At 64.4% G+C, this 13297-nt stretch carries 13 protein-coding genes; 6 read left to right on the top strand and 7 right to left on the bottom strand.

The annotated features are described in order from the left end of the window. Nucleotide 1 precedes the first annotated feature (1 nt). Genes K2O51_RS16370 through K2O51_RS16390 form a run of 5 tightly spaced genes read right to left on the bottom strand, consistent with a single transcriptional unit; the run spans nt 2 to nt 4146 of the window. Nucleotides 2-469, bottom strand: a complete 468-nt coding sequence (locus K2O51_RS16370) for a type IV pilin protein (protein WP_220631394.1) — start codon at nt 467-469, stop codon at nt 2-4. Next, nucleotides 466-2301, bottom strand: a complete 1836-nt coding sequence (locus K2O51_RS16375) for a pilus assembly protein (RefSeq protein ID WP_220631395.1) — start codon at nt 2299-2301, stop codon at nt 466-468. Before K2O51_RS16375 ends, K2O51_RS16370 begins: the two co-directional genes overlap by 4 nt. Continuing rightward, a complete protein-coding gene (locus K2O51_RS16380; protein ID WP_011296965.1) occupies nt 2298-2840 on the bottom strand; it encodes a pilus assembly PilX family protein in 543 nt (180 codons plus the stop codon). Before K2O51_RS16380 ends, K2O51_RS16375 begins: the two co-directional genes overlap by 4 nt. A gap of 44 nt (nt 2841-2884) precedes the next feature. Then, nucleotides 2885-3793, bottom strand: a complete 909-nt coding sequence (locus K2O51_RS16385) for a PilW family protein (protein ID WP_235679858.1) — start codon at nt 3791-3793, stop codon at nt 2885-2887. An 8-nt stretch (nt 3794-3801) separates the two neighbouring features. Then, nucleotides 3802-4146, bottom strand: coding sequence for a hypothetical protein (locus tag K2O51_RS16390; RefSeq protein ID WP_140952299.1), 345 nt, complete (start codon nt 4144-4146; stop codon nt 3802-3804). Nucleotides 4147-4637: 491 nt separating this feature from the next. On the opposite strand from K2O51_RS16390, the gene K2O51_RS16395 reads away from it, so the two are divergent. Genes K2O51_RS16395 through K2O51_RS35565 form a run of 6 tightly spaced genes read left to right on the top strand, consistent with a single transcriptional unit; the run spans nt 4638 to nt 11332 of the window. Beyond that, a complete protein-coding gene (locus tag K2O51_RS16395; RefSeq protein ID WP_011296968.1) occupies nt 4638-5186 on the top strand; it encodes a GspH/FimT family pseudopilin in 549 nt (182 codons plus the stop codon). Continuing rightward, nucleotides 5180-5764 carry a type IV pilus modification protein PilV gene (gene pilV / locus K2O51_RS16400; RefSeq protein WP_011296969.1) on the top strand — a complete coding sequence of 195 codons (585 nt, stop codon included), beginning with the start codon at nt 5180-5182 and terminating at the stop codon, nt 5762-5764. The genes K2O51_RS16395 and pilV overlap by 7 nt, the downstream gene beginning before the upstream one ends. 41 nt (nt 5765-5805) lie before the next feature. Continuing rightward, nucleotides 5806-6558 carry a PilW family protein gene (locus K2O51_RS16405; RefSeq protein WP_220631396.1) on the top strand — a complete coding sequence of 251 codons (753 nt, stop codon included), beginning with the start codon at nt 5806-5808 and terminating at the stop codon, nt 6556-6558. Continuing rightward, the gene (locus tag K2O51_RS16410) at nt 6559-7185 is read left to right on the top strand and encodes a pilus assembly PilX family protein (protein WP_011296971.1); all 627 of its coding nucleotides are present in this window, start codon (nt 6559-6561) and stop codon (nt 7183-7185) included. Beyond that, the gene (locus K2O51_RS16415) at nt 7182-10844 is read left to right on the top strand and encodes a pilus assembly protein (RefSeq protein ID WP_220631397.1); all 3663 of its coding nucleotides are present in this window, start codon (nt 7182-7184) and stop codon (nt 10842-10844) included. Before K2O51_RS16410 ends, K2O51_RS16415 begins: the two co-directional genes overlap by 4 nt. Then, nucleotides 10841-11332: a type IV pilin protein gene (locus K2O51_RS35565; RefSeq protein ID WP_011296973.1), complete on the top strand. Its 492-nt coding sequence runs from the start codon at nt 10841-10843 to the stop codon at nt 11330-11332. Before K2O51_RS16415 ends, K2O51_RS35565 begins: the two co-directional genes overlap by 4 nt. Before the next feature lie 21 nt (nt 11333-11353). Here the strand turns inward: K2O51_RS35565 and nrdR are convergent, their stop codons facing one another. Both nrdR and glyA read right to left on the bottom strand, forming a co-directional pair. After that, entirely contained in the window at nt 11354-11818 is a 465-nt protein-coding gene (gene nrdR, locus K2O51_RS16425) for a transcriptional regulator NrdR (protein ID WP_011296974.1), read from the bottom strand. Between the two features lie 143 nt (nt 11819-11961). Next, complete coding sequence (gene glyA / locus K2O51_RS16430; protein WP_011296975.1) at nt 11962-13209, bottom strand: serine hydroxymethyltransferase; 1248 nt, start codon at nt 13207-13209, stop codon at nt 11962-11964. Nucleotides 13210-13297 lie beyond the last annotated feature (88 nt).

Consider the following 13297-nt stretch of genomic DNA (forward strand, 5'->3'; position numbering starts at 1 on the left):
GTCAGCAGTCGGGGCCAGGACTGGCCGCCTGGGTCATGCCTGGGGGAAGGGTCAGCCATTGGCCCGTACTGCGCAGGATGAGCACACCGCAGCGATGGTCCACCATGACTGGCGTGGCCCGGACTTCGACGCAAGCATCCAGCCCCGCGTGAGGGCATGCAGCCGCCGTGATGACGTGGCGAGGATTGGCGCCTTGCGGCACTGGCCGAGGCCAGCTGCCCGCGGCGATATTGCCGCCCGGCTCTAGCGCGAACGTCATGGCAGCCTTGGCATGCTGCTCGAGCTCCAGCATCGCGGCGACCAGTTCGGAACGAGCCTGCGCGCGCCAGCCGCGCGCAACGTACCGCTCCCACGACGGTACGGCGAATGCGGCAAGGATGGCCAGCATGGCAATCGTGATCAACAGTTCGATCAGGGTGAATGCCCGCTGCGGCAAGGTAAAGTGTACTGATGCAATGTCGCGCGTCACGGAATGTCCTGCTGAATGGGTGCCATGATTTCCCGCCAGCTGATACGTCCGGTACGGCGCGTGGCCATGGCTGTTGACTGGTGCCTGGCAGACGTTCCGTCCACGACCCACAGCGTGACCCTGTGGGCCTGCGCGCCGCTTGTTCCCGAAGACGGTTGCGGGGACGGTCCCGGGACACTGGTCGCCACGAAGGACGCCGCAGAGCTGGCTGCTTGCCCGGTTACGAACGTCTGGAGCGGCGCGCCTTCCCGCGCCCGTCCCGCGGATTCGCCCGTCGCCGCCAGTACAAGGTAGGCGCGCTGAAATCCGTCTGCGGCGCGTGTCGTGAACTGGAGATAGCCGGGAAAGACTTCACCGAGTGTATCCAGTTGTTCTCCGGGATTCGGCAGTGTCAGGTGCCAGCCGGTGCCTCGCTGACCGGGTATGGACCGTAGCAGAAACCCTCCGTCAGCGGGCTCGGCGACGATGCGAGCCGGGACGCCAGCAGGCCGCGAGGGGATGGCCACGACTTCACGGCCCTGGCCGAACACAATGAGCGGCGAGGCAACGGCGCCCACGAGCAATGGGGGTTCCGCTTGTCTCGAATTACCGGCCGTCGGCAGCTTGTGCAGGCAAACCGGTGTCCCCAGCGCAAGGCGCTGGGGCGCCCGCGGGACCGGAAAGTGCCAGAGCTGGCCGCTGTCGTCGGTGGCATAGATGGCCTGCGCCATGCCCATCATGTCGCTCAGAATACTCACCCCTGTGAGCGCCGATGTCGTGGGCGACCCAGAGCAATCGCGTTCCGGGAGCGGCCAGGTTAGTGCGGGGCCAGCCGTTTTCTCCAGAGGGATCAGTGCCAGGCCTGCACGGGATGCGCCGGCGTCCACCGTGGTGACAGCGAACCAACGAGGCCCTTCGTCGTAGACAAACGCGGCCGCGCGAACCGGACCGCGGGCGGACAGTGGCAGCGCAGGCGTTGCAGTGAGTTCCCAGATCAGGCGGACTGGTGCGACATCCGCCGCATTGCTGATGTCCAGCACGAATGCACCGGCCGTGCTGCCGCCCTCGTTCGCGGCAGGGATACCACAGAGCAACACGGTGCGCCATTCGCGATGCATGACGACATCGGCGGCTTCCGGCCGCGGACACGGTACCGGCGCCAGCGCGCCCTTCGGCGCAGTCATTACAGCTGCCAGCGGCAGCAAGGCTCGTGGCATGTAGCCGACAAGCTCGTCTCCAGTGGTGGCGCTGAATCCGTGAAGCCATGCGTCCGTGGTGCCGAGCCAGACCGTGTGCGGGCGATTGCGATGGCGTTCGCGGAACGCGGCATGGCCGGCTTTCCCCGGTTGCCAGACGGGCGGCGGCACTACCAGTACGCGCGCACCGCGGGCATCGGCCAGGCGGGTTTCGCGCGGGCGCAATGCGGCGTTGCCGCGTTCGCCTCGCAACCACGCCAGTTTGTCCGCACCGGATGCTGCGGTACTAGTGCCGTCGGCCATTGACTGCTGACTGGCTGCATCGAGTGCGGACCACTGCAACGGAACAAGGCGTTCCGACTCCATGCCAGCGGGCGCGACCGACGTGTAGAGATGCCGTGACGCAGTCGCGTTAGTGTCGAGCCGTGCGCCGGCTTCCCACATGGTGGTGTGAGGTGTCGGTTCCGACGTTCTCGCCAGCTGGGGATTCCAGGCGAGCGCACGCAGGCGGCCGGTCCATGGGTAGGCGCCAGCCTGCGCGAGGTATGTCAGCGGGAGATTGCCGGCGGGTTGGTCGACGATCCCGGCCCACGCGGCCGCCGAGGCTGACGAAAGCAGCCAGGCCAGGACCCAGGTGTTGACGTGCTGCCGGCTCATGGCTGAATCACGCTCTGGACCACAGCAGTGATGTCGCGGTTGCGGCCGAAGCCAATGGCGGTGACGCGAAGGCGCGGCATCGCAGTCTGCCGGCCGTATTCCATGGGCGCAGCGCCATCGCCAACCCACTCGGCAATGTAGCGCGGCGGAATTGTCGTGCCAGCGATACCTTGGGGCAAAACTGGCATTGTCTTTCCGGTGAAAGTGCCAAACGGCACGCCTATGTCATCGGCGGACGCCGTGCCTGACAGCCATGCTTGCCAGACGGGCAGGCTGCCGGTGGCAGGCACGCAGATTCCGGCCTGCATGCCTCGGCCGCACGCCCCGCTTGCCGGAACGGGATCAAGGCGGTCTGGCGGACCGTTGCCCGCCATGGCTGCCATCAGATCGGCCTCGCCGTCGAGCAACGCTACTTCAGCGGCGCGGAATGCGATTTCCCGGTCAAGCTGCAAGCCGGCAAGCTGGCGGCTGGATAGCAGGAATTGCAACGTGGCAGTTGCGGTGAGAACCGCGAGCAGCAGAAGCGTCGCGGCAAACATCAGCGTCGCACCTCCATGTGGGCGAGGGCCGGGCTTGTGTGTGGCTAGCACAATGTCTCCTGACACCGAGGGGCGTTCCGCAGGCGGACCGTCGTCGCGAAGATCCGCGACGTGTATCGGCCCTGGGGGGACAACCTGTCATAGAGGTCAGTCATGGCGCCAGCGCCCGCGACCTGCATGCCGCTCTGTGCGGCGCCACGCCGCCCCAGCCTGACCGCTAGCGCTATCTGAACTGCGACGACGCGATGCCATGCGTCGTCGCCCATGGCCGTGACCTGATCGGCGCGCAGGAACGTGTCCGGAAGCCGGTCGCCACGGGAGTCGACACCGTAGCGTATCTGCATCGATTCCACGCCTCGTACGATCGCCCCGGAGGTCCAACCGCTGCCATCGATGCGGCCGTTCCGCCGTGCCGGATAGCGGCAAAGCAGCTGGGGCTCGTCGTCGCTGGCAGTGGCGACGTAGAGGAGATTCGCAGTCACGTAGCCTGCGTCGGCAGGTGAGTCGGATTGCCGGGCGGCAACGGCGTAGCCGCTGCAGTCGATCATCGTCTGATCGGGCAGGCTGGCATCGATGGCCTGGCCACTGCCGCTGAAGCGGACCAGCAGCGCGTCGCTGCCTGTCACGCCGGACTTGCCGCATGCCGGCACCGTAGCGATCGACGGCTGGCCGCAGTCGTCCGCGCCGCTTATCGCGGGCTTGGCGTGGGGCATGCCGGTTGCATCAGGAACCCAACCGCTCTGTCGGATCAGGGCGGACAGAATATTGAGCGCGCGCTGGCCGCGTTCCTCCAGCAAGGTTCGCTCCGCGGCGGACAGATAAGCTGCGCGACATAGCAGGAAAGCGGTGCCTGCCACCGCGGTGACAAGCACGCCCAGGGCCAGGCCGACCATCGTCTCGGTCAGCGTGAAGCCTTCCATCCGCGGACCGCTTCGCCGATAGCCAGCAGGCATGCGTGATCTCATGGCTGCAGCCATAGTGCAATGCCGCGCAATGATGCCGGGGCGCCCGGCTCGCCGACCGCCAGTCCTGCCATGGCCAACTTGCCGGTACGCGGGCCTTCGGCCGAGACCGCATTGGATCGGTTCATGGGAGCCACGGGTATGCCCATGATTTCCGCAGATTCCCCGACAGACCGGATCGCCTGCGCGAGCTGTTCATGGCCACGCAGCCACGCCAGGCCGGTGGTCCCAAGGCTGGCCAGCGGAACCAGGCCCAGGCTGACAATGGCCAGCGCGCAGAGCGATTCGGCCAGAACATGGCCGCGGCCGGCGCAAAGACGCGGCGGTGGAGAGCAAACCTGCATGGCGATCAAAGGATGGCGACGAAGACTGCCAACGTACCGCCCGGCGGCCCGACAGTCCGTGGATAAACGTAGCGAGACTGGCAAATTTGGTTGCATGCGCGGCCGTTGTACGGCTTCGACATTTGCGAAATGTTCTATTGCTAAGTGCTATTGACATCTCATCGCGAAGTCCCCCACTATGGCGGGCATCAACAGAGCCGCAGTCTGGCAGGGCTTCGTACGACGTACGTCTGCCGGCTTCGATCGGCCAATAACAGAATCAAAGAACGTATTCGGGTGGGTTGCAGCGCCGCTCCGGAAGAGAGGGCCTGCTACCGCAACGGTTTCTACCGGGGGTCATATGAACTGGGTTATCTCAAAGCATTGCCAGAAGGCATTGCCAGTCGGCGTTTCGTTGCGCTGACATGGACTGCCTTTCCCGTGCCCGGCTGACCGGGTGCGGAGGGCGTTTGCCGCCGGCCGGTCACGAGCAGCGGGCCGGGATCGGTGGCATGCGTGCTTCGCGCCCGCGCATTGTCCGGCCGCTTCGCGGCTTCACACTGATCGAGCTCATGGTGGTGGTATCGCTGATCGCCATCACGATGTCGTTCGCCGTGCCCTCGTTCCAGGGGTTTCTCGATCGCGCTCGCACCGATGGCGCGGCAGCCGAACTTGCCGGGCTGCTGTCGCTCGCGCGCAGCGAAGCCATCCGCCGCAATGCCCCGGTCACGGTCTGCCGTGCCACGGCGGCAAATTCCACGACCTGTGCGCAGGATTCGCAGGCGGATTGGTCCGGGCGGTGGATTCTCTTCCAGGACACGAACAACGATCAGGTACGCGCGCCTGCCGAGGAAATCATCCGCCTGCATGAGGCGGTCAATACCGGCCTTGCCGTGACGCTGGCCGCGCCGCTGCGCTCGATTCAGATCACGTCGCGCGGCTATCTGCTCGCGGACAGTGCACTGGCCTTCCAGGTCGCCGCTTCCAGCTCCGATCGCCGCAACCTGAACGTCTGCGTGTCCCGCGCGGGCCGTGTCGACCAGAGGACGGCAGCATGCTGAACGCACGCGTCAACCAACGCCAAGCCGGGGCCAGCCTGATAGAAGTGCTGATCACGCTGGTGCTGATTGCCATTGCCCTGCTCGGCATGCTGTCGCTGCAGGCCGCATCGCTGCGCTACCGCGCAGGTGCCAGCGTGCGACACAGCATCGTCGATGCCGCCACCGATCTTTCCGAGCGCATCCGCGCCAATGCTTCGGGGCTGGGCGAGGGGAGCGATTTCAACGCTTACCTGAGCGCGCTGAGCGTGCAGCCCCCCGCGGCACCGGCCAAGGACTGCAGCAAGGTCATCTGCGAGGGCAATGAATATGCCGCCTGGGATGTTTCGCAATGGTGGACATTGATGACCACGCAGCTTCCCGGCGCGGGCGTGGCGTCCTGGACGTCGCCGGACGTCAGCGCGGCGGCGGGAACGATTCCGTCCGGCTTTGTGAGCTATCGGCTCGAACTGTACTGGAAGGATCCGTCGACCTCCGACGTGTCGGTCGGCTGTTCTAAAGCCGCGACGGACTATTTTATTACGCTGCCTGCATTCGATGCCAGGGGGGTCACATGCGCCACCATTACCCTGCGGCCCTGAAGCGGCGCCGTTCCAGCCGCGGGCGCTCGCTCGTGGAGATCATGATCGCTCTGGTCATCGGCCTGCTGCTGCTCAGCGCGATCATCGCCTTTTACCTGTCGAGCCAGCGCAGCAGCCGGACTCAGGAAGGACTGCGCAGCGCCGATGACGGTGCTCGCTGGGCGTTGTCGGTCATCGGCGACCAGTTGCGTCTGGCCGGCCTGGGCCGCGTCGACCTGTCGCTGCTTGGCGCGCGACCCGTGACGTTCGACAGTGCACCGGTACAAGGGTGCGAGGGCGGGTTCTCCAACGTGGTGACGGGCGCGTGCATCGCAGTCGCGAACAGTAACCCGGACGCTGTCACGGTCCGCTACCTGCGCATTGACGGCTCCTTGTCCAGCACGACGGATTGCAATGGCCGCGCGATACCCGTCGCACGCGCGATGGCGGAGAACGCCTTTTACGTCGCGGGCAATACGCTGATGTGCAGGGGGTCGGACCAGAACACGACTGCACTGTCGACGCCCGAACCCCTTCTCGAGAACGTGCAGGACCTGCAACTGACCTATGGGCTTGCGCAGGATGCGGACTCAGCCAACGTCACGCAGTACACGCCGGCAAGCGGCATGGTCGCGGCCGATTGGAACCGCGTGGTCAGCGTGCGCGTATGCCTGCTGGTGTTCGATGCCACGCCGGCGAATGGGGATGTCGCTACGACTTACCGCGACTGCAACGACGCGGTGCAGAACGTTGCCGACGGCAGGGTGCGCCGCCGTTTCTACAGCAGCTTTGCGCTGCGCAACCGGGTGGGATAGATGAGCAGGCATCGGGCAAACCTTGGGCTCCCGGCGTCGGGCGGCAGGCGCCATGCAAGGGGCGTGGTACTGGTGGTGGCGCTCGTGCTCGTCGTGGTCATCTCGCTGCTGGCTGCCTGGAGCATGCGCGGCAGCCTGTTCGATGAACGCCTGGCCGGCAACAACCGAGACCACCAGGTGGCATTCCAGGCGGCCGAACTCGGCCTGCGCTTTTGCGAGGGCGTCGTTGTCACCGGACAACCTGCGGCACTGTTCAACCGCATGTACCGCAAGGACATGAGCAGCGTCGTGAATGCCAGCGCGCCCATCCTCGACAGCGCGGGCAATTTAAAGCTCGGCTATCTGGATGCCAACGGCAAGCAGTTCTGGGAAGTGCCGACCAACTGGGACACCAGCGTGAACAGCGAACCGAACACCAATGTCATCGTCGTCCCGGCGACCAGCGGCGTGACGCTGAGCGAGGCGGCCGCCACGCCAAGGTGCTTCATCGAGGAAATCCGCACCCCGTCCCGCGTGCGCAATCCGCAGACGGGCATGCCGATCAACATTCACTATCGGATCACCGCGCTGGGCACCGGTATCAATGCCCAGACCCAGGTCACGCTCCAGTCGGAGGTACGGCAATGACAGGCTATACCCGATATACCAAGGCGTTCCGCAGGGCGCTGGCGGCAACCCTGGCGGGGCTGATGGCTCTTGCGCCCGTGGCGACAAGCTTTGCCGCGGTGTCGCAGCAGCCGCTGATCTTTGCAACGTCGGTCGCACCGAACGTGATGTTCACGCTGGATGACTCGGGCTCGATGATGTTCGAGATCACGCCCGAGAGCCTGTCGCCGAACGGTACGGAGAGCAACTGGGACCTGACGCCGGACAGCGGTGGCTGGCTGATCTACGCATTCCCGCTGCCATCCGGCGGGCAGGTCTATTCGGCGAACGGTTCCGTCTATTCGGGCAACAAGGCGTCGGTCGTCAATTTCAGCAGCACATCGCTGGCGGCGGCGCGATACAGGACGGCGGCGCTGAACCTCTCTTACTACAACCCGGACGTGACCTATCGGCCGTGGTACGACCCTTCCGGCAATCTCAAGAATGCAGATCCGGCGAAGGCCTACTACAACCCGATGATGACCAGCAACGGTTCCATGAACCTGACGCAGGACAATACCGTCACGGCGTACTGGCTCAGCGACGACGGCAAGAGCTACTCAAGCAAGTCGGTGAAGTTCTATCCCGCGCTCTACTACCGCTACGACTCGACGCTGTCGGGCTGCAATAACAGCACCTCGAACCTGAAGTGTTTCAGCCGCATCGAAATCCGCTCTGGCTCCACGTATGCGCAGAATGGCAAACGCACCGATTGCGCGTCGAGGACTGCCTGCACCTACGCCGAGGAAATCCAGAACTTCGCCAACTGGTTCCAGTACTACCGATCGCGGATCCTGGCGATGCGCGCGGCCGTCGGACAGGCGTTCGCGTCGCAGAACCAGTCGATCCGCGTCGGCTATACCACCATCAACGACAACACCAAGTCGGGGAGCGGTTCGTACACGGGGATCAAGCGGCCCGTGGCACCGTTCGACGATACGAGCAAGGCTGCCTTCTATCAGGATTTCTATTCGCTGGACATCACCGCCAACGGTACGCCGCTGCTCGGTGCCATGGACACGGTCGGCAAGTACTTCCAGAATAATTCGCAGCCGTGGATCGAGTCGGCTGGCCGGCCGGAAAGCGCGTGCCGCGCCAGCTATCACATCCTTTCCACGGACGGCTACTACTCCGACTCCACGTCAGTCGGCGATGTGGACAGCACCAAAGGTTCCAGCATTGCACCGGTATCGGGCACCGCTTACCAGTACTCGCCAAAGAATCCCTATAAGGACAGCTACAGCAATACGCTCGCGGACGTTGCCATGAAGTACTGGGTCAACGATTTGCGCAGCGCCGAGAACCGTGTGCCGACCAACGCGCGCGACGAGGCCTTCTGGCAGCACCTGGTCACGTTCACGCTGGGCGTCGGCGTGAAAGGAACACTGGAGTCGGCTCCGGCCAACCAGCCCAGCAATCCCAATACGCCGCGGGCCGACGTGCTTTCGGCGATCCTCGACAAGCTGAAGGCAGGCACGATTTCCTGGCCCAAGGCTTCAACCAGCGACCAGACCAAGATCGATGATCTGTGGCACGCCGCCGTGAATGCGCGCGGCGACAACTACAGCGCGGGCGATGCGTCCGGGCTGACGGCGGCATTGAACAATGCGCTGTCGCAGATCGCATCGCGCAGCGGCTCGTCGTCGTCGGCCGCGACCAACTCGACCACGCTGAACACTGACACGGCACTGTTCCTGACGCGCTTCCGCTCCGGCGCGTGGACCGGCGAACTGTTGTCGCAAGCCTACAATCCTGACGACCAGGCCTTCTCCACGCTGAACTGGAATGCGTACCAGCAAATGCCTGCGGCGGGGAGCCGCAGCATTTACACGTGGTCCGCGGGCACCGCGCCGGTTGGCAAGCCATTCACGTGGGCCAGTGATACCGATACCTCGTTGTCCACGACGCAGAAGACCGCGCTCGGGGGCGACAAGGCAATGGTGGCCTACCTGCGCGGCGATACGACGCTGGAAAAGCGCAACGGCGGCAAGTATCGCGACCGCGTGACCGACAACGGCACCGGCACACTGGTGTCGAACATCCTGGGCGATATCGTCAATTCGTCGCCGATCTACGTGAAGGCAGCTGATTCGGGCTACGACTTCCTGAAGTCCACGGAAGGGCGCAGCTACTTCTCGTTCCTGTCTAACAATCGCGCCAATCGCCGCGCCATGATCTACGTGGGCGCGAACGACGGCATGCTGCACGGATTCGATGCGCTGACCGGCGTCGAGAAGTTTGCCTTCATGCCCAACCAGGCGATCGTCGGCGGAAACGCAGTGAAATCGCTGGCCTCGCCGGACTATATCCATCGCTTCTTCGTCGACGCGACGCCTGCTTCAGGAGACGCCTACTTCCAGCGTACCAGCGAGACCTCGGCCAGCTGGAAGACCGTGCTCATCGGCGGCATGGGTTCGGGCGGCAAGGCGATGTTCGCGCTGGACATTACCGATCCGGCGAATTTCGACGCCAGCAAGGTCATGTGGGAAATTTCGGGCGATACCGAAACCGACCTTGGCTACACCATCGGCACGCCGGTGATCGGGCGCCTGAACAGCGGCAAGTGGGTAGCGATCTTCGGCAATGGCTACGAGAGCGGATCGGGCAAGGCGGTGCTCTATGTCGTTGACCTGGCCAATCCCTTCGGTACCGGCGGCATCCGCAAGATCTATGCGGACCCGAAGGAAACGGCTACGTCAGGCAACGGCAACGGCCTTGGCAGTCCGGAAGTGGTGTACGACACCAACCTCACCATCCAGGCGGCCTACGCGGGCGACCTGAAGGGCAGGTTGTGGAAGTTCGATCTTTCCGACACCAACCCGACGGCATGGGCAGCGCGCATGGGCACCACGCAAGGTGTGCCGCTGTTCACCGCTGTGGACGGCGTGAACAAGACGCCGGTGGCGCAACCGATCACCGCCGCGCCTACGGCGCTGATCAATCCGAAGGATCCGAAAAAGGGGTTCCTGCTGACCTTCGGCACCGGCCGCTTCTACGACACAGCAGACTCGGGTGCGACCGGATACAACTCGGTGTATGGAGTCTGGGACGATCAGACGACCACGGCCACCCGGGCAAATCTGCAACCCCAGACACTGACCTCGGGGAGCATGACCGTAGGCGGTGTGTCGCGCACGGTGTACACGCTCACTGGCAATACAGTGGATTACACCAAGCAGAAGGGCTGGGTCATCGACTTGCTGACGCAGGGCGAGCGCGTCGTCGTGAAACCGAAAGTGGACGCGGAGCGCCTGGTGATCACGACGCTGACGCCGTCCACCGACGAGTGCGTGGGCGGGATCAGTTCCAACCTGCTCGACTTCTCGGCACTGAACGGCTCCGCGCTGAACTATTCGGTACTTGACGTCAACAGCGACGGCAAGATCGACGCCTCGGACAAGGTGACGAACTCGAGCAACAAGTTATTGGTCGTCTCGGGTTTGTCCCAGCAAGGCAACTTCGGCTCGACCATCTTCCTCGGTGGCGGCGGAGGCGGCGGTGGGGGAGGGGGCGGCGGTGGAGGCGGAGGAGGGGGTGGCCACCTGAAAGTGGCCAGCGCGACAACCGGCGAGGTCATCAGCGTCGTCGAACAAGGCAACGTCGCACGCAACCGCCTTTCATGGAGGCAGATTTCGCAATGAACGCACGCACTCTGGCACACCGGGGTAGCACGGGTCTATGCCGCACCCGGCGCCTGGCTCAAGGCATGACGCTGATGGAACTGATGGCCGTCGTGGCCATCCTCGGCATCCTGGCCGCGATCGCCATTCCCAACTACACAGAGTATGTGCGGCGCGGCTACCGCGCCGACGCGCGCGGCATGATGACGGAAGCCGCGCAGGTGCTCGAGCGGTTCCGCTCAGTCAACGGGCGCTACAACCAGGACGTGGGCGGGAATGCTTTTGCGTTGCCGGCGGGGCTGCGGACGTCGCCGCGCGACAGTACGCGCGTGCGCTACAACGTTTCGATCGTTGCCAATTCGCTGACTGCGAACAGTTATCTGCTCCAGGCTGTTCCCGTGGATGCCACGGATGCCTGCGGCACCTATACGCTGGATCAGGCCGGCACGCGTCTGAATACCGTTGGCGCGAACCCGGCGGCGTACCTGCAGAATTGCTGGGAGCGCTGACGCCGAGGGGGCGGCCACGCTCTAGCGCTTGCTATTCCCTGACGTCACCTCGGCCAGCACATCGGAAAACTCGGCGACATCCTCAAAGCTCCGATACACGGAAGCAAACCGGATATAGGCGATCTTGTCGAGCTTGCGCAGTTCGCGCATGACCAGTTCACCGACCTGGCTGCTGGGAATTTCCTTCTGGCCGAGGGCGAGCAGCTTTTCTTCGATGCGGGTAATGGCCTCGTCGATGGCTTCAGCCGACACGGGGCGCTTGCGCAGCGCCAGGCGCATGGAATCCTTCAGCTTGGCGCGGCTGTAGTCCACGCGCGAGCCGTTCTTCTTGACGATGGCCGGAAAGAATAGTTCGATCCGCTCGTAAGTGGTGAAGCGGCGGTCGCAGGCTTCGCAGCGCCGGCGCCGGCGTACGGCATCGCCGTCTTCCGACATGCGGGTGTCGAGCACCTGGGTATTGGAATGTCCGCAAAAGGGGCATTTCATGCCTGACCACCTTCAGAATTGAGCCCGGCCGCCTTGGTATCTTGTCCTTCTATGGCAGTAGGGCAGGTTGGCGAGGCCCGCAAGCGGCGCGGTGGCGCGCCCGCGGGGCTGCCGGCCGCCCTCGCGGGCGGCCATGCACAGCATCAGCCGTAGACCGGAAAACGCTTGGTCAGGGCGGAAACCTGCTCGCGCACGCTGGCGATGTTGCCCGCGTCGTGCGGGTTGTCCAGCACGTCGGCGATCAGGTTGCCGACGATACGCGCTTCTTCTTCCTTGAAGCCGCGCGTGGTCATGGCCGGCGAGCCGACGCGAATGCCCGAGGTCACGAACGGCTTTTCCGGATCGTTCGGGATCGCGTTCTTGTTCACGGTCAGGTGCGCTTCGCCCAGGATGCGCTCGGCTTCCTTGCCGGTGATGTTCTTGGCGCGCAGGTCGACCAGCATCACGTGGCTTTCGGTGCGGCCCGAGACAATGCGCAGGCCGCGCGCGATCAGCGTTTCGGCCAGCACGGCGGCGTTCTTGACCACCTGTTCCTGGTAAGCCTTGAATTCCGGCGTCAGCGCTTCCTTGAACGCGACGGCCTTGCCAGCGATCACATGCATCAGCGGACCGCCCTGGATGCCCGGGAAGATCGACGAGTTGATGGCCTTCTCATGCTCGGCCTTCATCAGGATCACGCCGCCGCGCGGGCCGCGCAGGCTCTTGTGCGTGGTGGTGGTGACGAAGTCGGCGTGCGGCACCGGGTTCGGGTACACGCCCGCGGCGATCAGGCCGGCGTAGTGGGCCATGTCGACCATGAAGTAGGCACCGATCGACTTGGCGACCTTGCCGATGCGCTCGAAGTCGATGCGCAGCGCGAAGGCCGATGCGCCGGCGATGATCAGCTTCGGCTTCTTCTCTTGTGCCAGCTTTTCCAGCGCGTCGTAGTCGATGTCTTCCTGCGCGTTCAGGCCGTAGCTGACCACGTTGAACCACTTGCCGCTCATGTTCAGCGCCATGCCGTGGGTCAGGTGACCGCCTTCGGCCAGGCTCATGCCCATGATGGTGTCGCCCGGCTTCAGCACGGCGAAGTACACGCCCTGGTTGGCCTGCGAGCCCGAGTTCGGCTGCACGTTGGCGGCTTCGGCGCCGAACAGCTGCTTGACGCGGTCGATGGCCAGCTGTTCGACGATGTCGACGTACTCGCAGCCACCGTAGTAGCGCTTGCCGGGATAGCCCTCGGCGTACTTGTTGGTCAGTTGCGAGCCTTGCGCAGCCATCACGGCCGGCGAGGTGTAGTTTTCGGAGGCGATCAGCTCGATGTGGTCTTCCTGGCGCTGGTTTTCCTTCTGGATAGCGGCAAAGACCTCGGGGTCGATCTGGTCGATCGTATAGCGGCTGCGTTCGAACATGGCGAAACTCGTCTGAAAAAAGGGAATCCGATCACTGCATCGGGGTAGGGCGCGCGGGGAAAGCGATTGGCGGCCGACGCCGGCGGGT

Origin of the sequence: Cupriavidus pinatubonensis (assembly GCF_019602855.1) — a bacterium.
Lineage (GTDB): Bacteria > Pseudomonadota > Gammaproteobacteria > Burkholderiales > Burkholderiaceae > Cupriavidus > Cupriavidus pinatubonensis.

Excerpts from the sequence above, each read along its gene's own strand:
- glyA (WP_011296975.1), bottom strand. The coding sequence starts at position 13,209 with ATGTTCGAACGCAGCCGCTATACGATCGACCAGATCGACCCCGAGGTC.
- nrdR (WP_011296974.1), bottom strand. The coding sequence starts at position 11,818 with ATGAAATGCCCCTTTTGCGGACATTCCAATACCCAGGTGCTCGACACC.
- pilV (WP_011296969.1), top strand. The coding sequence starts at position 5,180 with ATGCTGAACGCACGCGTCAACCAACGCCAAGCCGGGGCCAGCCTGATA.
- K2O51_RS16415 (WP_220631397.1), top strand. The coding sequence starts at position 7,182 with ATGACAGGCTATACCCGATATACCAAGGCGTTCCGCAGGGCGCTGGCG.
- K2O51_RS16405 (WP_220631396.1), top strand. The coding sequence starts at position 5,806 with ATGATCGCTCTGGTCATCGGCCTGCTGCTGCTCAGCGCGATCATCGCC.
- K2O51_RS16395 (WP_011296968.1), top strand. The coding sequence starts at position 4,638 with ATGCGTGCTTCGCGCCCGCGCATTGTCCGGCCGCTTCGCGGCTTCACA.
- K2O51_RS16385 (WP_235679858.1), bottom strand. The coding sequence starts at position 3,793 with ATGCCTGCTGGCTATCGGCGAAGCGGTCCGCGGATGGAAGGCTTCACG.
- K2O51_RS16390 (WP_140952299.1), bottom strand. The coding sequence starts at position 4,146 with ATGCAGGTTTGCTCTCCACCGCCGCGTCTTTGCGCCGGCCGCGGCCAT.
- K2O51_RS35565 (WP_011296973.1), top strand. The coding sequence starts at position 10,841 with ATGAACGCACGCACTCTGGCACACCGGGGTAGCACGGGTCTATGCCGC.
- K2O51_RS16380 (WP_011296965.1), bottom strand. The coding sequence starts at position 2,840 with ATGTTTGCCGCGACGCTTCTGCTGCTCGCGGTTCTCACCGCAACTGCC.
- K2O51_RS16410 (WP_011296971.1), top strand. The coding sequence starts at position 6,559 with ATGAGCAGGCATCGGGCAAACCTTGGGCTCCCGGCGTCGGGCGGCAGG.
- K2O51_RS16375 (WP_220631395.1), bottom strand. The coding sequence starts at position 2,301 with ATGAGCCGGCAGCACGTCAACACCTGGGTCCTGGCCTGGCTGCTTTCG.